19 protein-coding genes are annotated in these 19,736 nt (G+C 64.8%); 7 read left to right on the top strand and 12 right to left on the bottom strand.

From position 1 onward, the window contains the following. Nucleotides 1–17: 17 nt before the first annotated feature. The gene (locus tag SPH52_RS12900) at nucleotides 18–590 is read left to right on the top strand and encodes a YqgE/AlgH family protein (protein WP_411795438.1); all 573 of its coding nucleotides are present in this window, start codon (nucleotides 18–20) and stop codon (nucleotides 588–590) included. Next, complete coding sequence (ruvX, locus tag SPH52_RS12895) at nucleotides 590–1,048, top strand: Holliday junction resolvase RuvX (RefSeq protein WP_411795437.1); 459 nt, start codon at nucleotides 590–592, stop codon at nucleotides 1,046–1,048. The genes SPH52_RS12900 and ruvX overlap by 1 nt, the downstream gene beginning before the upstream one ends. Before the next feature lie 20 nt (nucleotides 1,049–1,068). Here ruvX and SPH52_RS12890 read toward each other — a convergent pair whose 3' ends face one another. The 6 genes from SPH52_RS12890 to SPH52_RS12865 all read right to left on the bottom strand — a co-directional run bounded on the left by SPH52_RS12890 (nucleotide 1,069) and on the right by SPH52_RS12865 (nucleotide 6,839). Next, a complete protein-coding gene (locus SPH52_RS12890; RefSeq protein WP_411795436.1) occupies nucleotides 1,069–2,289 on the bottom strand; it encodes a Tm-1-like ATP-binding domain-containing protein in 1,221 nt (406 codons plus the stop codon). A 56-nt stretch (nucleotides 2,290–2,345) separates the two neighbouring features. Next, the gene (locus SPH52_RS12885; protein WP_411795435.1) at nucleotides 2,346–2,783 is read right to left on the bottom strand and encodes an SRPBCC family protein; all 438 of its coding nucleotides are present in this window, start codon (nucleotides 2,781–2,783) and stop codon (nucleotides 2,346–2,348) included. 24 nt (nucleotides 2,784–2,807) lie between these two features. Then, nucleotides 2,808–3,635 carry a phosphoenolpyruvate hydrolase family protein gene (locus SPH52_RS12880; RefSeq protein WP_411795434.1) on the bottom strand — a complete coding sequence of 276 codons (828 nt, stop codon included), beginning with the start codon at nucleotides 3,633–3,635 and terminating at the stop codon, nucleotides 2,808–2,810. A gap of 28 nt (nucleotides 3,636–3,663) precedes the next feature. Next, the gene (locus SPH52_RS12875) at nucleotides 3,664–4,647 is read right to left on the bottom strand and encodes a branched-chain amino acid ABC transporter permease (RefSeq protein ID WP_411795433.1); all 984 of its coding nucleotides are present in this window, start codon (nucleotides 4,645–4,647) and stop codon (nucleotides 3,664–3,666) included. 2 nt (nucleotides 4,648–4,649) lie between these two features. Further along, complete coding sequence (locus tag SPH52_RS12870) at nucleotides 4,650–5,537, bottom strand: branched-chain amino acid ABC transporter permease (protein WP_411795432.1); 888 nt, start codon at nucleotides 5,535–5,537, stop codon at nucleotides 4,650–4,652. A gap of 72 nt (nucleotides 5,538–5,609) precedes the next feature. Continuing rightward, a complete protein-coding gene (locus SPH52_RS12865; protein ID WP_411795431.1) occupies nucleotides 5,610–6,839 on the bottom strand; it encodes an ABC transporter substrate-binding protein in 1,230 nt (409 codons plus the stop codon). Nucleotides 6,840–6,948: 109 nt separating this feature from the next. Between SPH52_RS12865 and SPH52_RS12860 the strand changes: the two genes are divergently transcribed. Then, nucleotides 6,949–7,794, top strand: coding sequence for an AraC family transcriptional regulator (locus tag SPH52_RS12860; protein WP_411795430.1), 846 nt, complete (start codon nucleotides 6,949–6,951; stop codon nucleotides 7,792–7,794). Nucleotides 7,795–7,815: 21 nt separating this feature from the next. Here the strand turns inward: SPH52_RS12860 and SPH52_RS12855 are convergent, their stop codons facing one another. The 5 genes from SPH52_RS12855 to SPH52_RS12835 all read right to left on the bottom strand — a co-directional run bounded on the left by SPH52_RS12855 (nucleotide 7,816) and on the right by SPH52_RS12835 (nucleotide 12,110). After that, on the bottom strand, nucleotides 7,816–8,544 hold the full coding sequence (locus tag SPH52_RS12855; RefSeq protein ID WP_411795429.1) for an ABC transporter ATP-binding protein: 729 nt from the start codon (nucleotides 8,542–8,544) through the stop codon (nucleotides 7,816–7,818). Beyond that, nucleotides 8,537–9,292 carry an ABC transporter ATP-binding protein gene (locus SPH52_RS12850; RefSeq protein WP_411795428.1) on the bottom strand — a complete coding sequence of 252 codons (756 nt, stop codon included), beginning with the start codon at nucleotides 9,290–9,292 and terminating at the stop codon, nucleotides 8,537–8,539. The genes SPH52_RS12855 and SPH52_RS12850 overlap by 8 nt, the downstream gene beginning before the upstream one ends. A 213-nt stretch (nucleotides 9,293–9,505) precedes the next feature. Then, a complete protein-coding gene (locus tag SPH52_RS12845) occupies nucleotides 9,506–10,153 on the bottom strand; it encodes a hypothetical protein (RefSeq protein WP_411795427.1) in 648 nt (215 codons plus the stop codon). A gap of 169 nt (nucleotides 10,154–10,322) precedes the next feature. Continuing rightward, nucleotides 10,323–11,351 carry an aspartate carbamoyltransferase gene (locus SPH52_RS12840; RefSeq protein WP_411795426.1) on the bottom strand — a complete coding sequence of 343 codons (1,029 nt, stop codon included), beginning with the start codon at nucleotides 11,349–11,351 and terminating at the stop codon, nucleotides 10,323–10,325. Between the two features lie 81 nt (nucleotides 11,352–11,432). Then, complete coding sequence (locus SPH52_RS12835; RefSeq protein WP_411795425.1) at nucleotides 11,433–12,110, bottom strand: IclR family transcriptional regulator; 678 nt, start codon at nucleotides 12,108–12,110, stop codon at nucleotides 11,433–11,435. Nucleotides 12,111–12,302: 192 nt separating this feature from the next. On the opposite strand from SPH52_RS12835, the gene SPH52_RS12830 reads away from it, so the two are divergent. The 3 genes from SPH52_RS12830 (at nucleotide 12,303) to SPH52_RS12820 (ending at nucleotide 16,370) form a co-directional block, all read left to right on the top strand. Further along, entirely contained in the window at nucleotides 12,303–14,648 is a 2,346-nt protein-coding gene (locus SPH52_RS12830) for a cytochrome P450/oxidoreductase (protein WP_411795424.1), read from the top strand. Nucleotides 14,649–14,727: 79 nt separating this feature from the next. Beyond that, the gene (locus SPH52_RS12825) at nucleotides 14,728–15,783 is read left to right on the top strand and encodes a TRAP transporter substrate-binding protein (protein ID WP_411795423.1); all 1,056 of its coding nucleotides are present in this window, start codon (nucleotides 14,728–14,730) and stop codon (nucleotides 15,781–15,783) included. Between the two features lie 161 nt (nucleotides 15,784–15,944). Beyond that, nucleotides 15,945–16,370: a hypothetical protein gene (locus SPH52_RS12820; protein WP_411795422.1), complete on the top strand. Its 426-nt coding sequence runs from the start codon at nucleotides 15,945–15,947 to the stop codon at nucleotides 16,368–16,370. Between the two features lie 16 nt (nucleotides 16,371–16,386). On the opposite strand, the gene chrA is transcribed toward SPH52_RS12820, so the two are convergent. Next, entirely contained in the window at nucleotides 16,387–17,751 is a 1,365-nt protein-coding gene (gene chrA / locus SPH52_RS12815) for a chromate efflux transporter (RefSeq protein ID WP_411795421.1), read from the bottom strand. 303 nt (nucleotides 17,752–18,054) lie between these two features. On the opposite strand from chrA, the gene SPH52_RS12810 reads away from it, so the two are divergent. After that, complete coding sequence (locus SPH52_RS12810; protein ID WP_411795420.1) at nucleotides 18,055–19,728, top strand: methyl-accepting chemotaxis protein; 1,674 nt, start codon at nucleotides 18,055–18,057, stop codon at nucleotides 19,726–19,728. Nucleotides 19,729–19,736 lie beyond the last annotated feature (8 nt).

Raw genomic sequence — 19,736 nt, 5'->3', positions numbered from 1 at the left:
CGCCGCCCGGGAGTCCCATGCAATCCGTGCAAAACCTAGGCTTGAGACATCATTTTCTGCTGGCGATGCCGCATCTGGAAGATCCCAATTTTGCCGGCACCCTCAGCTACCTCTGCGATCACGATGAGAACGGCACCATGGGCGTGATCGTCAACCGGCCGCTGGAGATCACCCTGGAGGCGCTGTTCGAGCAGCTCGAACTCGACGGCGACGAGAGCCCGCATCGCGCCGCGCCGGTCTATTACGGTGGCCCGACCCACAAGGACCGCGGCTTCATCCTGCATCGCGGCTCCAGCGACCCGTGGGATTCCAGCATCCAGGTCGATGACGACGTCGCGCTGACCACCTCCATGGATATCCTGCTGGCGCTGGCTGCCGGTAAGGGGCCGCAGGAGTTTCTGGTGTGCCTGGGCTGTGCCGGCTGGGAGGCGGGCCAGCTCGAACAGGAGCTCAAGGACAACGCCTGGCTAACCGTCGAGGCGGAGGCCGACATCCTGTTCAAGGTGCCGCCGGAGCAGCGCCTCAGCGCCGCTGCCGGTATTTTGGGCGTGGATCTCAACCTGATGTCGCGGGAGGCCGGGCACTCGTAATGGCCGATGCGGGAGCGCGCCTGATCCTGGCCTTCGACTTCGGCACCCGCCGAATCGGCGTGGCGGTGGGCAACGAACTGCTCGCCAGCGCCCGTCAGCTCGAGCCGCTGCCGGCCCGCGACGGCATTCCCGACTGGGACATCGTCACGCGGCTGGTCGAGGAGTGGCAGCCGGACCTGTTCGTGGTGGGGCTGCCGCTCAACATGGACGGCAGCGAGTCCGAGATGAGCTTGCGTGCGCGCAAGTTCGGCAAGCGCCTCTATGGTCGCTACGGCAAGCCCTGCGAGTTGGTCGACGAGCGTGGCTCCACCCGCGAGGCCAAGGCCATTGCCCGCGAATCAGGGCTGCTGCGCAACCCGCGCAAGAGCTACCGCGACGATGGCGTCGACGGCATCGCGGCGGTGCTGATCCTGGAGAGCTGGTTCGCCCGCCGGGAGGGTCTGCCGTCGCGAGAGTGACGACGCCTGGTCTCATCGTCTCATTCAGCAGGCATCGACTCGCCACGCATCAGCTCATGGAACTCGGCGACGGCAGCGGCGGCAAACGCCGGGTCGTTGATATGCCAGGGGCAGCGGATCAGGCGACGCTCTGGCGTCTGTCGTACCGTGGCTTCCAGGGCCGCGAACAGAGCGGCGTCTGCTTCCGGGTCGTGGAAAGGCTGTCCCGGGGCATCCAGTGCCGAGACACCGCCTTCGGGCAGCAGGAAGCGCACCGGCCCCCGGCAGCGGTTGAGCTTCTCCCCGATCCAGCGACCCATTCTCGCGTTCTCGTCGACAGTCGTGCGCATCAGAGTGATCTGCGGATTATGTTCGTAGAGACGCCGTTGCCGATAAGGCTCGGGAAGCGTTTCCGGGCCGGCAAAGTTGACCATGTCGAGCGCGCCGCAGGAACCCACATAAGGCAGGCCGGCCTGCGCCAGTACGTCCAGCCGCGTTTCACCGGCGCTGAAGATGCCGCCCATCAGCAGGTCACAGATTTCGGTGGTGGTGATGTCCACAAGCCCCCTCAACATGCCGCTGGCTGCCAGCTTCTCCATCGAGCGACCACCGGTACCGGTGGCATGGAAGACCAGGCAGTCGTACTCCGGCGAGAGTGCCTCGGTAATCCTGTTAACGCACTGCGTGGTGACGCCGAACATGCTCAGGCCAATGGCCGGTTTGTCCTCGGCGACTTCGGGTATCTGCCCCTGCAGCATGCCGAGCAGGGCATGGGCCGCATTGCCCAGTACCCGACGTGAAATGCGGTTGAGTCCGGCGACGTCGGTGACCGAGTAGATCATGGCGATATCGCTGGGTCCGACATAGGGCGCCACGTTGCCCGAGGCGATCGTCGAGACCATCACCTTGGGTACGCCGATGTCCAGGTCGCGCATGGCCGGTGTAATCAGCGCGGTGCCGCCGGAGCCGCCGATGCCGATGATGCCGCCCACATCGTCGCGCTGTGCCAGCAGCCGGCGCAACGCCTCGGCCATATGCGCCACGGCGCGCCCCCTGTCGTTGACGAAAACCGCTTCAATGCCCTGGGGGTGGCAGGCGGCCACCTGGCTGGCGGGAATGTCGGCGTCGGGTGCAGCGCCGCCGCTGGTACCGACATCGACGATCAACGCCTCGACGCCCGAGGCCTGCAGCAGATCGCGAAGGTAGCGCAGCTCCACGGCCTTGGTGTCACAGGTGCCGATGATGAAGGCTTTCTGTCCCATGGTGCCTCCTGGCCGGCATGCGTCGCGCCGGCCTGATTGTTATCGGAATGGTAGCGTCAGCCTTGGTAGCGCTCGACAGCCCCTTCGAAGGCCAGCCGAAAGGTGTCCGACACCCGCTGCACGACATCCTCGCGATCGGCCTCGGCCACCTCGAACTCCGCCCACCATTCACCGAAACACTGGCCGCTGGTGGTGATCGGCTTGAGGCGCATTTCTGCCACGTAGCCCTGCACCGGCAGCGCCGGGGCGTCGAGAATACGGTAGCAGCAGCGGTGTTCTCGATCCGAGAGTGTGAGCAGCTCCTCGCGGATGTGATTGCCATCGTGATCGTGAAAGTGTCGCACGCAGCCGATCTGGTCGGCGGGCTTGCCGTCCTCGATGTAACTCCAGGCGAAGAAGGGGTGATAGTTCGGCAGGCCGTTGAAATCGCGTAGCACGCTCCAGGCCTGCTCGAGGGAGATGGGCATTACCGCACTGACGTATACCCGGGTCATGGTGGCGTCTCCTTGTAATGACGGTCAGGCAATGGCCTTGAAGCGGCGAATTTGCTCGGTGAGCGCGATTTCCGTGGGCAGGCGCTCCATACTGCTGGCGCCATAGAAGCCATTGCAGTGCTCGCTTTGTTTCATGACATAAGTGGCGTCTTCAGGGGTGGCGATGGGGCCGCCGTGACAGAGGATGATGATGTCCCGTCGCACGCGCCGTGCCGCTTCGGCCCATTCGTCGATCAGGCGCACCGACTCGTCGAGGCTCTTGGCCGACTCGGCGCCGATGGTGCCACCCACGGTGACGCCCATGTGTGCCACGATGATGTCGGCACCCGCCTCTGCCATGGCCACGGCCTCGTCGGCCGAGAACACGTAGGGCGTGGTCAGCATGTCCATCTCATGAGCCTGGCGAATCATGTCGACTTCGCTACCGTAGGTGATGCCGGTCTCCTCCAGGCTGACGCGGAAGGTGCCGTCGATCAGGCCCACGGTGGGAAAGTTCTGAACTCCCGAGAAGCCCAGCTCCTTCAGCTCGCGCAGTAGCTTGGGCATGATCACGAAGGGATCGGTGCCGTTGACGCCGGCCAGCACAGGCGTGCGCTTGACCACCGGCAGCACCTCCAGCGCCATCTCCTGCACGATCTGGTTGGCGTTGCCGTAGGCCAGCAGGCCGGCGGAAGAAGCCCGCCCTGCCATGCGGTAACGCCCCGAGTTGTAGATCACGATCAAATCGATGCCGCCGGCTTCCTCGCACTTGGCCGAGATGCCGGTGCCGGCGCCGCCACCGATGATCGGTTGGCCACGGGCCACCATGTCCTGGAAACGGGCCACCAAATCCTTGCGGTTGAAGGAAGGCATGCAGGTTCTCCTTATGAGTGATGGATGGTCATTGCTGATGAGTGCGGGGGCGGGAGTCCACCTTGGCCGCGGAAGTGGTGGAGCGTCGTGAACGAAGCGCCTGGTTGAGCTGGCCCACCACACCCTGGCGGAAGGTGAGAACGCAGGTCATGAACACCAGGCCGATGATCACCGTGACCCAGGCGCCGAAGGGATCCAGGTAGTGATTCAGCGTAGAGACGAGTGCAGCACCCACGGCCGGCCCGAACACCGTGCTCATACCGCCCAACAGGGTCATCAGGATGACGTCCCCGGAGGTGTGCCAGTGCACGTCGTAGAGGGCCGCCAGCTGGAAGATGATCGCCTTGAGCGAGCCGGCGACTCCCGACAGGCCGGCCGAGATGGTAAATACCAGCACCTTGTAGCGGGCCACGGGATAGCCCAATGAGACGGCACGCGGCTCGTGCTCGCGGATGGCGCGCAGCACGTGGCCGAAAGGGGAGTTGACGGTCCTCCATACCAGCCACAGGCCGGCGCCGACGATGCCCACCACCACGTAGTAGAGTGCCGTGTCGCTACGCAGGTCGATTACGCCCAGGAAGGTGCCACGCGGGATTCGCTGCAGGCCGTCCTCGGCGCCGGTGAAGGGAGCCTGGAGGAAGAAGAAGAACACCAGCTGCGACAAGGCCAGGGTGATCATGGCCAGGTAGATGCCGCTGCGTCGAATCGCCAGGGCTCCCACGATCGCGCCGAGTGCTGCCGCCACCACGCCGCCCGCAAGGATCGCCAGCTCGGTGGGCACCCCGTAGGTCTTGGCCAGCAGGCCTGTCACATAGGCACCGGTGCCGAAGAAGGCAGCATGGCCGAAGGAGAGGATGCCGGTATGGCCCAGCAGCAGGTTGAAGGCACAGGCGAAAAGCACGAAGCACAGGGTCTTCATCACGAAGATGGGATAGATCCACTGCGGGAAGAAGGGAACCGCCAGCAGTACCAGCAGCCCCAGGGCGATCAAGGTGGAGGGCAAGGGTCGCATGATCAGCCCTCCTCGCGGCCGAACAGCCCGGCCGGGCGCAGCAGCAGCACCAGTACCATGACCAGGAAGACGATGGTCGACGAGAACTCGGAGTAGAACACCCGCGTGAAGCCTTCCACCACGCCAAGCCCCAGGCCGGTGACGATGGCGCCCATGATCGAGCCCAATCCACCGATCACCACCACGGCGAAGATGATGATGACCAGGCTGGAACCCATGGAAGGATTGACGTGGAAGATGGGGGCGGCGAGCACTCCGGCGAAGGCCGCCAGGCCCACGCCCACGCCATAGGTCAGCGTGATCAGACGCGGCACGTTGATGCCGAAGGCCTGGGTCAGCTCCGAGCGCTCGGTGGCGGCGCGCAGGCTGGCGCCCAGCGACGTGCGCTCGATGATGAACCAGGTAACGAAGCACAGCAGTAGTGCCGAGACGATGACGAAGCCGCGATAGAGGGGCAGGATCATGAAGCCCAGGTTGAGGGTGCCGCGCAGGAGTTCGGGGGTGGCGAAAGGCTGGCCGGAAGAGCCGAAGGCGACCCGGAACCCGCCCTCCAGCACCAGTACCAGACTGAAGGTCAGCAGCAGTCCATAAATCGGATCGAGCCCATAAAGCCGGCGCAGGAACAGGAACTCGAACAGCATGCCGAACAGCGCCACGGCCAGCGGTGCGACGAACAGCGTCACCCAATAGTTGGCTCCCAGGTACTGGGCCAGCAGGAAGGCCGTAAAGGCGCCCAGCATGAAGAAGGCGCCATGGGCGAAATTGACGATCTTGAGAACGCCGAAGATGATTGCCAGGCCCAGGCTGAGCACCGCGTAGAAGGAGCCGTTGACGATGCCCAGCATGAGTTGTCCCAGCAGGGCCTGAATGGGAATGCCGAATATATCCATGATCACTTGCTCACGAAGCTGGCGAAGAGTGAGAGCCGGATGCCCGGCGAGTGCCGGGCACGGGAGAGGGCATCAGTCGTTGCCGAGCAAGTGGCAGGTGCTTTTCTCCAAAGGCTGGAAGGCCTCCTCGCCGGGAATGGTGGTGACCAGGCGCAGGAAGTCGTAGTCGTACTCCGACTCGTCGGGGGCCTTCACTTCCCATAGGTACTGGTCATGCACCATGCGGCCGTTGGGCCGGATGTAGCCGCCTGAGGCGAAGAAGTCGTTGATCTCCAGCTCCCGCATCTTCTCCGAGACCGCCGTGGCATCGTCGGTACCGGCGGCCTCGACGGCGTTCAGGTAATGCATGGTGGAGGAGTAGTTGCCGGCATGCGCCATGTTGGGCATGCGCCCGGTGCGCTCGTAGAAGCGCTGGGAGAACTCGCGGGTCTCGTCGTTGGCATCCCAGTAGAAGGCATTGGTCAGCATCAGTCCCTGGGCGGTATCGAGCCCCAGGCTGACAATGTCGTCGTACCACAGCAGCAGGGCGGCCGGGCGCTGTCCTGGGGTAACGCCGAATTCGGCCAAGGCGTTGATCGCATTGATGGCATCGGCGCCGGTGGAAGCGATACCGATGATCTCGGCGCCGGAGGCTTGGGCCTGCAGGGCATAGGAGGAGAAGTCGGTGGTGTTCAGCGGGTGGCGAGCGGCACCGACTACCTGGCCGCCGGCTTCGCGAACCACTTCCGACACCTGCTCCTCGAGCCCGATGCCGAAGGCGAAATCCACGGTAAGGAAGAACCAGGTGTCCCCGCCATCTTCGACGATCGACTTGCCGGTGCCGTGGGCCAGCGAATGCGCATCATAGGTGTAGTGGGTGACGAAGGGCGAACAGTAGTCGTTGGTGAGCCCGATGTTGGATGACGAGTTGACGATGGCATGGCGCTGCTGTTCGTCGGCCACGGCCGCCACGGCAAGGGCGACCCCGGAGTTGGACAGGTCGTTGATCATGTCCACCCCTTCGCTGCCGTACCACTCGCGGGCACGGCTGGCGCCGGTGTCGGCACGGTTGCGATGGTCGCCGTGGATGACCTCGATGGGGACGCCGTTGACTTCGCCGCCGAAATCCTCGACGGCCATCTGTACGGCGGTCACGGCCGCTTCGCCGGAGAGGTCGGTGTAGATACCCGACATGTCGGTGAGCACGCCGATACGCACCACATCATCGGTGTAGCCTGCGCTGGCCATGGCGCTGGAGAGGCCCCCCAGGCTCAGTACGACGGAAGACACCGCCAGTGTTTTGAAGGAGTTCGTGGCTGGCATTGTTTTTTCTCCTGTTCTCATGGGGAGCTATTGTTGTAATTTGCTCTGATTCGAACGGTTTATTGATTTGCTGCCTTTAACAGTTAGGGCCAATACGGGCGAATGCGCCATGGCTGCAGAGCACGAACAGCTATCCGAAACCCACATCGTTGGCGATGACACCCAGCAGTGGATCGTACGCGCCGGAGACTGTGCGGCACTTGAGCAGCGACATATCTCCCACGTGGGAGTCGGCGATGCCGCGGTGCCTTACCGAATCGTGCGCACCCGCCTGAGCGGTGCCTATATTCACGGTTCGCTGGGCGGTGAAGGCCGTATGCTGCTCGACGGCCGTTGGTGCACCATGCGCCGCAACATGATGTCCTTCGCCCCGGCCCACGGGCTGCATGCCTTCCATGCCGTGCCCGAGAAACGCTGGCAGTACTGCTGGCTGCGCTACCTGCCCAGCGCGCCGCGCTCGGTAGTGGGAACGATTGCGCCGATCATGCAGCACTTCGATCCCGAGCCGATGAAGTACGCCATCCTGGGACTCTACAGCGAGGTGTTCCACGGCCAGGGCGACCCGGCCAGCTGCGTGATGTGGATCGATACCATCGAACGCTACATCTCGCGCTTCGCCGACCCATGGCGGCGCGATGCGCGCATCGTGGCGGTCTTCGATGCGGTGATACCGACGCTGGAGCGGCACTGGACCATCGAGGAGATGGCCGACATCGCCCATGTCAGCACCGAACACCTGCGGCGCATCAGCCGCAAGGTCTTCGGGCGCAGCCCGATGCAGCAGCTCACCCAGTTGCGCATGCAACACGCCACCCACCTGCTGGCGACCAGCGACTTGCCGATCGAGGCCATCGCCGAGCGGGTGGGTTATGGCAGCCCCTTTGCCTTTTCCAAGACCTTCAAGCGCATGAACGGCGTCTCGCCTTCGCACTTTCGCCTGCACTCTCGTGACTGATCTTAGCGACCGAGCGTGCCGCTAGACGCCCAGGCGGGCCAGCAGTGGGTCAATGTCCTGCTCGATGCCCTTGCGGTCATAGCGCGCCGCCACCTGCCCATGGTCGATCAGGTAGAAGTGGTCGGCCACGCTCATGGCAAAATGCAGGTTCTGCTCCACCAGCAGGATGGTATAGCCCTGCTCCTTGAGGTGACGGATGGTGTCGCCGATGTGCTCGACGATGCTGGGCGCCAGCCCTTCGGTAGGCTCGTCGAGCAACAGCAGCTTGGCCCCGGTGCGCAGGGTGCGCCCAATGGCCAGCATCTGCTGTTCGCCGCCGGAGAGCTTGGTGCCAGGGCTGCGCAACCGCTCGCGCAGGTGGGGAAACAGGTCGAGCACCTGCTCGGTGCTCAGGCCGTCGTCATTGACTCTTTTCGGCAGCTCGAGGTGCTCCCTGACGTCGAGCGTGGCGTAAATGCCGCGATCCTCGGGGCAAAAGGCCACGCCGTGCCGGGCGATATGAAAAGGGCGCAGTCCGATAGTTTCGGTGCCCGCAAGCCGGATGCTGCCACGGCGCCGTGGCACGATGCCCATGATCGACTTCAGGGTGGTGGATTTTCCCGCACCGTTGCGGCCCAGCAGGGTGACCACCTGCCCCGGCGGTACCTCCAGGTCGATGCCGTGCAGCACGTGGCTTTCGCCATACCAGGCGTGGAGGTCGCGGATGGCAAGCATGGGCTCGACGATCTGTTCCACGACGACTTCAGTCATGGCGAGCCCCTCCGATATAGGATTCGATCACGCGCGGGTCGCGCGACACAGTGGCGTAGTCGCCCTCCACCAGCACCTCGCCGCGTGCCAGTACGGTGATGCGGTCGCAGAGCTCGGCCACCACGCCCAGGTTATGCTCCACCATCAGCACGGAACGTCCCTCGGCCACGCGACGAATCAGCGCTGCGGTGCGGCCCACGTCCTCCGTGCCCATGCCGGCCAGCGGCTCATCGAGCAGCATCACCTCGGGGTCGAGCGCCAGGGTGGTGGCGAGTTCCAGGGCGCGCTTGCGGCCATAGGGCAGCTCGGCGGCGGGAGTATCGGCCCACTGTTCCAGGCCGACGTCGACCAGCAGTGCCATGGCGCGCTCGCGATGGTGGTCGAGGCGGTGATGGGAGGCCCAGAAGTCGTAGGACTCGCCGCGCTGGCGCTGCAATGAGAGCTTGACGTTCTCCAGTGTACTGAGATGACCGAACACGGCGGATATCTGAAACGAGCGAACCATGCCCAGCCTTGCCACCTGGTCCGGCTTGAGTCGGGTGATGTCGTGTCCCTTGAAGAAGATGCTGCCGGCACTGGGCTCGAGAAATTTCGTCAGCAGATTGAAGCAGGTGGTCTTGCCTGCGCCGTTGGCGCCGATCAGGGCGTGGATGGTGCCGGGTTCGATGCGTATGGAGATGTCGCTGACCGCCGTGAAGCCCCGGAAGCTCTTGGTGAGGCCTCGGGTCTCGATGATTGCCTCTGTCATCGTCTACTCCGTCGTTATTATTGTCTGGTCCTGTCTCGGGCGACGGAGCGTGCCGACACGGGCCAACGGTATCCGTCGGCTTCAGTGTTGACTCGTGCGCTGGGCAGCGCCATGGCCGCAGGGCACGTATGGCTATCCGAAATGCACATGCGAGCCGGGCCTCGATCGGCCCGGCTGGGTAGGCAGGGAGGAGTGCAGAACGCTACAAGTCGATCAGGTCGTCAGCACCCGATCCTCGGCATACTGCGCGGCAATGTCGTTCACCGAGATGCAGGTGTACTTGATGACGAAGAAGGCCAGGGTGGCGGGGCAGGTGAAACTCTCCTCGAAGCGCTCCACCTGGGTGCCGCGTCCGCGGGTGACGCTGGCGCGATAGGTGTTGCCCGCCTTGGTCAGCTTGACCGTGGCCTGGCTGCCGGCTTCCTGCTTCTCGAGCACCAGCTCGCGCTGTCGGGTCAGCAGCTCGTCGAGCATCTTGCCGCCCTCACGCTCCTCGGTTGTGGCCCACACCTCCTGGTCGCGCTCGCCGTACTGGAACAGCATGATCGCCGGCAGCACCGAGAAGATGGCGCCGGTCAGCAGCCAGGTGAGTTCGGCGCCAGGAGGGTGCAGTGCGAATACGGCGAACATCTGCACTACGAAGCTGGCTGCCAGGATGCCTGCCAGCGGGCGCCACATACGCGGGTTCATCACCGGCTTGCCCAGGGTATGGCCCCACAGGCCGGCCGCTACCAGCGCCCCCAGCCCGACCGATGCCACCCCCCACAGCGGGCCGCCGCCCACCAGCAGGGCAATGGCGCCGATCGCCACCAGGACGCTGTAGAACACCGCCAGCAGTATGTACGCTCGTTCCAGGGTCATGCGTGACATCTCCTTTCTACCGGTTGCCTTGGACGGCAACGCCGTTGTTATTCGAGTCGCCGGCTCTATCGAGCCTTGTCGTCATGGGCGGCAGCCAATGGCTGCCGTGACAGCTTCGCATATTCCACGATCGTCATCAGCATAGCGATGCCCAACGTTGGTTGCATCGTCAGAAACGCGCGTCGTCCACGCCGACTCGCTCGGGCACGAACCAGCGCACCGGACGCAGGTCCTTCTCGATCAGCTCATCCACCTGCAGCAGGGTGGCGAAGATCGCCATGCGTACCGGAATGCCGTTGTCGGTCTGGCGGAAGATCGCCAGGCGCGGGTCGCCGTTGAGGTCCACGTCGAGGTCATTGGCATCGGGGCGGCTGTCGCGGGGCAGCGGGTGCATGACGATGGTGTCGCGGCCACAGCGCTTGTCCATGAAGGCGCGGTCGACGGTGAAGTCCCGCGACAGGCTGAAGCCCTCGCTCATTTCGGCGGTGAAACGCTCCTTCTGGATGCGAGTGGTGTAGACCACGTCGACGTCCGAATAGTCGTCGGCCAGGCTGCTGCGCTCCTCGACCCGATGCCCCCGGGAGGCGACCAGGTCGACCAGGTAGCTCGGCATCTCGAGCCCGGGTGGCGCGACCAGGGTGATGCGCATGGGATCGTAGAGCGACAGCAGCTTGATCAGAGAGTGCACGGTGCGGCCGTACTTGAGGTCGCCGGTCAGCAGCACGTGGGCGCCGGCGAGCTGCTTGCCCAGCCGGGTGAACTCCTTGTCGATGGTATAGAAGTCGAGCAGCGCCTGGCTGGGGTGCTCGCCGGGGCCGTCGCCGCCGTTGATCACCGGTACATGGGTGGCGGCGGCGAACTCCGCCACCGAGCCCTGATCGGGGTGGCGCATGACGATGGCGTCGCAGTAGCCGCTCATCACCCGACTGGTGTCGTAGAGCGACTCGCCCTTGGCCATCGAGGAGAAGGTGAAGCCGGTGGTGTCGCATACGCTGCCGCCCAGGCGGCAGAAGGCCGCATGGAAGCTTACCCGGGTGCGGGTGCTGGCCTCGAAGAACAGGTTGCCGAGTACGGCCCCCTCCAGCACCCGTGTCACCTGGCGGCGTTGGGCGATGGGCTCCATGCGGGCGGCGACGCGCATCAGGTGGTCGACGCGATCGCGGGACAGGGAATCAACGGAGAGCAGGTGGGGACTCATCGAAGGCCTCGAAGTGGCAGCGAAGGGTGGCTCGTAGTGTAACGCTACCGGCCCTTTGCTTCACGAGGCGCGATGCTGCACTCAACGGCCGACCAGCTCGGCCAGCCTGTGTGCGTGAGCCTTCACTTCTTGGATTGCCCGCTCGGTATCGAGATCGTCCATCGCCACCACGCCCACGCAGGCCTCGACGCCGGGGCGGAACTGCGGCGTGGCCACGGGGCTCGCTACGCCCACGGCGCCACGCTGCAGCTGGCCGCGAGTCAGGCTGTAGCCGTCGGCACGCGCCTGGCGCACCTCCTCGCTGTCGTCGTCGTGCGGGGCGCGCCCGGCCAGTATGGCGATGCCCGCGGCCCCGAGGGTCAGTGGATGGCGGCTGCCGACCCGGTAGCTCACGCGCAGCAGCCCCTCCTCCGGTTCTGCCACGAGAAGCACCACGCACTCCTCGCCCTGGGCCACCGAAACGAAGGCGGTGGCCCGGGTCGCCTTGGCCAGTGCTTGCAGCAGCGGCTGGGCCACGGCGCGTAGTTGCGGCTCGAAGCGCGAGGCCAACAGCGAGATACCCGCACCCAGGCGCAGCGCGCCCTCGGCGGAGCGTGTCACCAGCCCGTGTTGCTCGAGAGTGGTAACGAGGCGGTAGGCAATGGCGCGATGCACCTCAAGCTGCTCGGCGAGCTCGGCGACGCTGATGCCATCGGCGTGTTCGGCGATGAGTTCCAGCGCGCGCAGGCCGCGATCCAAGGTTTGCAGGGTGGTGGCCATTCGAACGTGAGCCCTCGAGTCAGTGGGTGCCTGGGCATGGTAGCGCAGTCGCCCGGGATTGACGTCCCCGTGGAAACTGCCTATGTTCTGCCATGTGTTCGATTAACGATACTATGTGTGCGATAAAAGTAAAACAAGGCGACGCCACGCATGACAGACACGATTCCGGATGACAGCCCCGCGGGAGGCCCCATGACAAACGCCATTCATCGGACCCAGGCCGGTGCGGGCGGCTGCCCCTTCCACGCCGCTCAAGAGCCGCCCACGGCGCCCAACGGCTGCCCCGTATCGTCCCGGGCGGCGGCCTTCGACCCCTTCGACCGCCCCTACCAGCTCGACCCCGCCGAGGCGCTGCGCTGGTCCCGCGAACAGGAGCCGGTGTTCTACAGCCCCAAACTCGGTTATTGGGTCGTGAGCCGCTACGACGACATCAAGGCGATCTTCCGCGACAACCTCACCTTTTCCCCGTCGATCGCGCTGGAGAAGATCACCCCGGCAAGCCGAGAGGCCCTGGCGGTGCTCGAGCGCTACGACTACGGCATGAACCGCACCCTGGTGAACGAGGACGAACCGGCCCACATGGCACGTCGGCGCGAGCTGCTCGAAGCCTTCACGCCCGAGGCGCTGGAGGCCCACGCACCGATGGTGCGCAGGCTGGTGCGCGAGAAGCTCGACGCCATCGTCGACCGCGGCCGCGCCGACCTGATCGCCGAGATGTTCTGGGAAGTGCCGCTCACCGTGGCGCTGCACTTCCTCGGCGTGCCCGAGGAGGACATGGAGCAGCTGCGCCGCTTCTCGGTGGCGCACACCCTCAATACCTGGGGGCGCCCGTCGCCCGAGCAGCAGGTCGAGGTGGCCGAGGGTGTCGGCAGGTTCTGGCAGTACTCCGGCCAGGTGCTGGCGAAGATGCAAGCCCAGTCGCGTGGCCATGGCTGGATGTACGACATGATCGAGAAGAACCGGCAGAAGCCGGACGTGGTCACCGACAACTACCTGCACTCGATGATGATGGCGATCATCGTCGCCGCCCACGAGACCACCGCGTTGGCCACCGCCAACGCCTTTCGTCAGCTGCTCTCGCGCCCCGCAGTGTGGGCCGAGCTGTGTGCCAACCCCGAACTGATCCCGGCGGCAGCCGAGGAGTGCCTGCGCCACTCCGGTTCGGTGGTGGCCTGGCGACGCATCGCCACCCGCGAGGTGGAAGTGGGTGGCGTGACCATTCCCGAGGGCGGCAGGATCCTCATGGTCACGGCCTCGGCCAACCATGACCCGGCCCACTTCGAGAATCCCGACGAGCTCGACATCTACCGCGACAACGCCGTCGACCACCTCACCTTCGGCTACGGCAGCCACCAGTGCATGGGCAAGAACCTCGGGCGCATGGAGATGCGCATCTTCCTCGAGGAGTTCACCCGGCGCCTGCCGCATCTCGAGCTCGAGGAACAGGAGTTCACCTTCCTGCCCAACACCTCCTTCCGCGGTCCCGAGGCGCTGTGGGTGCGCTGGGATCCGGCGCAGAATCCGGAGCGCCGTGACCCGGCGGTGCGCAGCGCCCAGCGCGACTTCCCCGTCGGGGCGCCATCGCGTCAGGACATCGCCCGGCAAATGGTCGTCGCCAAGGTACAGGCGGCTTCCGAGGGCGTGTTGCAGATCGCCCTGGAGGATCCCCGTGGGCGCCGCGTGCCGGAGTGGAGCCCAGGCTCCCATGTCGACCTGATCGTGGGCGACTACGTGCGCAAGTACTCGCTGTGCGGCGAGGTAGACGATCCCTACTGGCTGCAGATCGCCGTGCTGCGAGAGCCCGAGGGGCGAGGCGGCTCGGCCTGGGTCCACGAGCATCTGGAACCGGGCATGACCCTGCGGCTGCGCGGGCCCAAGAACCACTTCCGTCTCGACGAATCGGCGCAGCACTACGTGCTGATTGCCGGTGGTATCGGCATTACACCGATCATCGCCATGGCCGACCGGCTGAAGCAAATGGGCAAGTCGTATGAGCTGCATTATGCCGGTCGCTCGCGGGCCAGCATGGCCTTTCTCGCGCGCATCGAGCGCGACCACGGCAAGGCGCTCCGGTGCTACCCCAAGGCAGAGGGGGCGCGTCTCGACCTGATCGATCTACTTGCCGAGCCCCGCGAGGACACGCTGCTCTACGCCTGCGGCCCCGAGCGGCTGCTTGCGGCGCTGGAAGCCGGCAGCGCCCACTGGCCGGAGGGCAGCCTGCACGTGGAGCACTTCACGGCAGAGGGGGCGCTGCTGGACCCGGCGAAGGAGCACGCCTTCGAGGTCGAGCTTGCCGACTCCGAGCTGATCGTCGAGGTGGGCCCGGACCGCACCCTGCTGCAGGCACTGCGAGCCGCCGGCGTCGACGTGCCTAGCGACTGTGAGGAAGGACTGTGCGGCTCCTGTCAGGTGGCGGTACTCGAGGGCGAGATCGACCACCGCGACAAGGTACTCACCGCCGCCGAGCGCGCCGGCCAAGATCGCCTGATGAGCTGTTGTTCGAGGGCACAGGGGAAAAAGCTCAAGCTTGCTCTCTGACGCTGGCCATCGCTCACTTTTACCATGGCAATAACGAAAGTACGCCGACCCTGACAAACGGGACTCACGAGGAACGACAATGAAAAAACTCGCGACACTGACTGCATTCACTGCGCTCTCCCTGGGTGCTTTCCAGGGTGCCGCCGCCACCGAGCTGACGGTGAGCACCTGGGCGGGCCCCAACCACGGCGTCAACACCATCGTCTGGCCGACTTGGGGCAAGTGGGTGGAAGAGGCCACCGAAGGGCGCGTCACCGTCAACGTGGTTCACGACATGGGGCCGCCCAACGCCCAGATGGAGTTGATCGCTGACGGCGTGGCCGATGTCACCTGGCTGTTCCACGGCCTGATGCCGGGACGCTTCGAGTTGACCAAGCTTCCCGAACTTCCCACCTTCGAGGACTTCTCCTCGGAGGCCGCTTCGGTGGCCTACTGGCGCACGCATAACGAGTACTTCGCCGAGGCCGGTGAGCATCGTGGCGTCGAAGTGATCGGCGTGGGCGTGCACGGCCCGGGCTCGCTGTTCCTCAACCAATCGATCGACAGCCTGGATGACCTTCGTGGCAAGCGCGTGCGCATCGGTGGCGGCGTGATGGGCGATATCTCCAATGCGCTGGCGCTCACCGGTGTGGCGCTGCCGCCGGCCAGTACCTACGAGGCGGCGACTCAGGGCGTGGTCGATGGCGCCATGCTGACCCTGGAAGGCCTCAAGAGCTTCCGCCTGGCCGAGGTGTTGCCCTATACCGTGCAGATGCCGGGCGGCTTCTATCGCGGCAGTTTCTCGCTGGTGATCAACCCGGACACCTGGGCATCGCTCTCCGACGAGGACCGTGAGGCGATTGAGGAGGTCTCCGGTGAGCGGCTCTCACGCCTGTTCGGCTACATGATGGACGTGGTCGATGTGCGCGGCGTCGAGTTCGCCGAGCAGCAGGGCAACACCTTCATCGAGCTTCCGGCCGAGGAGATCGAGCGCTTCCAGCAGATGGCCGCCGACCTGCCCGATGCTTGGAAAGCCGCGGCTGAGCAGAAGGGTGTCGACGGCGAGGCCGCTCATGCCTACTTCTTCGAGCAGCTCGACGCCGCCGAGGGCGAAGAAGTCCTGTCGGCCGACGAGGTAATCGACCCCGAATCCTGAATTGTGACGTACCTCTATTCAGCGAGCGCGGCCCAGCCGCGCTCGCTGCGTTATGGGTAGGCACATTTTAAGTTTCAAATGAAACTATTTTGACCTCCGTCAATGCTGTCCCGCGGTGGGAGAACGATACTGGGGAAAACACACCGGGAAGGAGAGGCAGCATGAACCAGGCATCCAGGAACTCATGGTGGCACCGTCTCTGCGAGGGCAGCTACCGCGCCTCCACGCGGCGGCTGGTACGCGAGATCGAGGCGGAATCGCCGCAGGTCTATAGCGAGATGCTCCGGGATCTTGAGACGCCGCTGGAGCCCGCTTTCGAGAGTGAGATGGCGCGCCATCTCGACCGCGGCGGCTTTCGCGCCTTCGTCCCGGCCGAGACTCTGATGCCGGTCATGTTGCAGCGCTTCGGTCTCGATCAGGTCAGCGTCGCCAGGCATGCCAGCTATCCGAGCCTGCGCGGCAACTGCAACGCCTGCCCGGTGGCCGGCCACTGCTGGAGCGCCATGCGCCGCGATGTCGGTGTCGACGAGTGCCGCGCCTTCTGCCCCAACGCCGCCGCCTTCGAGCGGCTGGCCGAGACCGCCTGACGCACCGGTCGGCGGTTTACACCAGGGCCAACAGCACGCCCGCCAAGGCGCAGGCACCCAGCACCTTGAGCATGCTGACGCCGAAGCGGAAGATCGCCAGTAGGGCCGCCACCGAGAGTATCAGGGCGGCCACGTCCAGGCTGGCAATATCCGGTATCAGCAGGCGCAGCCCCGCGCCGCGCCATTCGCCCACTTCGGCGAATACCACATGCAGGCCGAACCACACCGCCAGGTTGAGCACCACGCCCACCACCGCAGCGGTGATGGCGGTCATGGCGCCACTCAGCGCGGCATTGTCGCGCAGGCGCTCCACGTAGGGGGCGCCGAGGAAGATCCACAGGAAGCAGGGCACGAAGGTGACCCAGGTGGTGAGTACCGCCGCCAGGGTGGCGGCCAGCCAGGGGTCGAGGGGGGCGGCCTCGCGGAAGGCACCCATGAAGCCGACGAACTGCACCACCTGGATCAGCGGGCCGGGGGTGGTCTCCGCCATGCCCAGGCCGTCGAGCATCTCGCCCGGTGCCAGCCAGCCGTAGCTCTGTACCGCTGCCTGGGCCACGTAGCTCAGCACCGCGTAGGCGCCGCCGAAGGTCACCACCGCCATCTGGCTGAAGAAAGTGGCGATCTGGCTGAACACGTTGTCCGGCCCCAGCGTCAGCAGCAGCAGAGCCACCGGCGTCAGCCACAGCGTCAGGAAGATACCCGATACTTTCAGCGACCAGGCGCGGTTGGGCCGCGCGTGGTCGGGCAGCTCGGCGCCCAGCAGTGAATCGCTATCGGCCAGGCCACCGGACTCACTCCCGCCATGCCCGCCGCCGACGCGAAACAGGGGCGAGCCGGCCTTGCCGCCGAGAAAGCCGATCAGCGCCGCCCCGAGAATGATCAGCGGGAAGGCGATATCGAGAAAGAAGATTGCCACGAAGGCCGCCGCGGCGATGCCCAGCATCACGTTGTTGCGCAGGGCGCGTTTGCCGATGCGTACCACCGCGTTGATCACGATGGCGAGCACCGCCGCCTTCAGCCCGAAGAACAGCCCTTCCACCATTCCCACGTTGCCCAGCGCGGCATACAGGTAGCTGAGCGCGAGAATGGCGATGAAACCGGGCAGCACGAACAGCGTTCCGGCCAGCAGGCCGCCCTTGGTGCGATGCATCAGCCAGCCGATATAGATCGCCAGCTGTTGCGCCTCCGGCCCCGGCAGCAGCATGCAGTAATTGAGCGCATGCAGAAAACGGTTCTCGCCGATCCAGCGCTTCTCCTCCACCAGGATGCGATGCATCACCGCGATCTGCCCGGCGGGGCCGCCGAAGCTGAGTAGTGCAATGCGCAGCCAGACGTGAACGGCCTCGCGAAAGGGAACGTCGTGGGGCAGGGGCGGTGGCATGTTATCTCCAGTCAGGGCAGGGCTCGAGTCGAAGACAAGCCTATCCTACACCCCTCGTCTGCGTCAGCTTCGTGCTTCGGGGCCATTTCTCTGAGCAGGATGCTAAACGCTCTAACTGCGCCGCCCAGTTCTCAAGCCTGCGTTGAGCAGCTTCGAGAATAGCGTTGATATGAAGTCCGCTGAGCGCGGAAACGAAGAGTACATTCATAAAGCATAACGGCTTCAGAGTTATGGACGCTCTACTGTGAGGGAAGCACGCGACCGCCCGTAGGGGCTAATAGCACTCGAACAAGGTGGGGCGTCATGTTCAGAAAGCTCAAGATATCCCTCCAGCTAACGCTGCTCGTTGCCATCTGTTCCGCCGCCACGATTGGTATCGGCGTTTTCGGTCTGTATGCCAAGAGTGCGACACTGCAGAGCCTGAAGTCGGTTTACGAGGATCGTGTGATTCCGTTACGCCAGCTCTCAGATATTGCCAATGAGTATGCAGTAAATATCGTCGATGCCTCGCACAAGGTGGCAAACGGAAACATCAGTTGGACTGAAGGCCAGCGCAACGTGGCGGAAGCCCGACTGGCCATACAAGAAGTCTGGAACGCCTACCTGACGACCTTTCTGGTCGAGGAGGAGCGAAGGATCATCTCGGCGATGAGACCTTTGCTTCAGGTGGCGGATGAAGCCGTGGCCCGCTTGCAGGAAATCCTGCGGCAAGAGGATGCCAATGCTCTGAGGGCCTTCATCGTCGACGAACTCTACCAGAAGATCGACCCGATCTCGGAGGAGTTCGGCAACCTGGTACTCGTACAACTCGATGTGGCGGAGGCGGAGTACCTTGGCGGTACCGAGCTCTATGCCACGGTACAGGTAGTCTTCCTCGCGACCATGGCAGCTGCCCTTTTTCTGGGTATCCTCGTGGCCTGGTATATCATTTCCGGCATCAGCCGAAGCCTCGGTGCCGAGCCGGCTTACGTTGCCGAGATCGCCAGCCAGGTTGCGAACCAGAACCTGGATCTGGAGATCAGGACGCGACCCAATGACACCAGCAGCGTGCTGTTCGCCATGAGGAGAATGGTGGATCAGCTCTCCGGTGTGATTGCGGGTGTACGCGAGAGTAGCGCATCCATACACATCGGCACGCGCGAGATCGCCAACGGCAACGCCGACCTCTCCACCCGTACCGAGCAGCAGGCGGCCGCATTGGAACAGACCGCCTCGAGCATGGAAGAATTGACCGCGACCGTGAAGCAGAACGCCGACAACGCGCGACAGGCAAGTAGCCTGGCACAGGATGCTTCGTCGACCGCCGAGCGTGGCGGCGAAGTGGTGAGCCGCGTGGTCGACACCATGCGTGGCATTGCGGGCAGTTCCAGCAAGATAGCGGACATCATCGGCGTCATCGACTCGATCGCCTTCCAGACCAATATCCTGGCGCTCAATGCCTCCGTCGAGGCGGCCCGGGCAGGCGAGCAGGGTCGGGGGTTCGCCGTGGTGGCCGGGGAAGTGCGCAATTTGGCCAGTCGCAGTGCCGACGCGGCCCGGGAGATCAAGGCCCTGATCGAAGGCTCGGTGGTTCAGGTGCGAGACGGCTCCACACTCGTGGAGCAGGCGGGCGCGACCATGCAGGAGGTGGTGGCCGCCGTACGTCGCGTCACCGACATCATGGACGAGATCTCGGCGGCCTCGCAGGAGCAGAGTGACGGCATCGAGCAGGTCACCACGGCGGTCGGTCAGATGGATCAGGTCACCCAGCAGAATGCCGCGCTGGTGCAGGAGGCGTCTGCGGCGGCGGCCTCCCTCGAGGATCAGGCCAACCGGCTGGAGCGGGCTGTGGCGGTATTCCGACTCTCCGGCGGGCGAGGGGCGGAGCGACAGCCGGTGAGAGCCGTTGCTTTGGCTCATGCTGTGCCGGTGACCGCTTCGCTACGCCTGGAAACATCAAAGCGGCGTGAAGGCGAGGCCGAGTGGGAGGCGTTCTGATAGGAGAA

This window comes from Halomonas sp. A29, assembly GCF_046723295.1.
Lineage (GTDB): Bacteria > Pseudomonadota > Gammaproteobacteria > Pseudomonadales > Halomonadaceae > Halomonas.
This window is presented reverse-complemented; position numbering and strand designations above follow the sequence as displayed.

What these genes read in the sequence shown, in the direction of transcription:
- SPH52_RS12900 (WP_411795438.1), top strand. Translation starts at nt 18, where the DNA reads ATGCAATCCGTGCAAAACCTAGGCTTGAGACATCATTTTCTGCTGGCG.
- ruvX (WP_411795437.1), top strand. Translation starts at nt 590, where the DNA reads ATGGCCGATGCGGGAGCGCGCCTGATCCTGGCCTTCGACTTCGGCACC.
- SPH52_RS12890 (WP_411795436.1), bottom strand. Translation starts at nt 2,289, where the DNA reads ATGGGACAGAAAGCCTTCATCATCGGCACCTGTGACACCAAGGCCGTG.
- SPH52_RS12885 (WP_411795435.1), bottom strand. Translation starts at nt 2,783, where the DNA reads ATGACCCGGGTATACGTCAGTGCGGTAATGCCCATCTCCCTCGAGCAG.
- SPH52_RS12880 (WP_411795434.1), bottom strand. Translation starts at nt 3,635, where the DNA reads ATGCCTTCCTTCAACCGCAAGGATTTGGTGGCCCGTTTCCAGGACATG.
- SPH52_RS12875 (WP_411795433.1), bottom strand. Translation starts at nt 4,647, where the DNA reads ATGCGACCCTTGCCCTCCACCTTGATCGCCCTGGGGCTGCTGGTACTG.
- SPH52_RS12870 (WP_411795432.1), bottom strand. Translation starts at nt 5,537, where the DNA reads ATGGATATATTCGGCATTCCCATTCAGGCCCTGCTGGGACAACTCATG.
- SPH52_RS12865 (WP_411795431.1), bottom strand. Translation starts at nt 6,839, where the DNA reads ATGCCAGCCACGAACTCCTTCAAAACACTGGCGGTGTCTTCCGTCGTA.
- SPH52_RS12860 (WP_411795430.1), top strand. Translation starts at nt 6,949, where the DNA reads ATGGCTGCAGAGCACGAACAGCTATCCGAAACCCACATCGTTGGCGAT.
- SPH52_RS12855 (WP_411795429.1), bottom strand. Translation starts at nt 8,544, where the DNA reads ATGACTGAAGTCGTCGTGGAACAGATCGTCGAGCCCATGCTTGCCATC.
- SPH52_RS12850 (WP_411795428.1), bottom strand. Translation starts at nt 9,292, where the DNA reads ATGACAGAGGCAATCATCGAGACCCGAGGCCTCACCAAGAGCTTCCGG.
- SPH52_RS12845 (WP_411795427.1), bottom strand. Translation starts at nt 10,153, where the DNA reads ATGACCCTGGAACGAGCGTACATACTGCTGGCGGTGTTCTACAGCGTC.
- SPH52_RS12840 (WP_411795426.1), bottom strand. Translation starts at nt 11,351, where the DNA reads ATGAGTCCCCACCTGCTCTCCGTTGATTCCCTGTCCCGCGATCGCGTC.
- SPH52_RS12835 (WP_411795425.1), bottom strand. Translation starts at nt 12,110, where the DNA reads ATGGCCACCACCCTGCAAACCTTGGATCGCGGCCTGCGCGCGCTGGAA.
- SPH52_RS12830 (WP_411795424.1), top strand. Translation starts at nt 12,303, where the DNA reads ATGACAAACGCCATTCATCGGACCCAGGCCGGTGCGGGCGGCTGCCCC.
- SPH52_RS12825 (WP_411795423.1), top strand. Translation starts at nt 14,728, where the DNA reads ATGAAAAAACTCGCGACACTGACTGCATTCACTGCGCTCTCCCTGGGT.
- SPH52_RS12820 (WP_411795422.1), top strand. Translation starts at nt 15,945, where the DNA reads ATGAACCAGGCATCCAGGAACTCATGGTGGCACCGTCTCTGCGAGGGC.
- chrA (WP_411795421.1), bottom strand. Translation starts at nt 17,751, where the DNA reads ATGCCACCGCCCCTGCCCCACGACGTTCCCTTTCGCGAGGCCGTTCAC.
- SPH52_RS12810 (WP_411795420.1), top strand. Translation starts at nt 18,055, where the DNA reads ATGTTCAGAAAGCTCAAGATATCCCTCCAGCTAACGCTGCTCGTTGCC.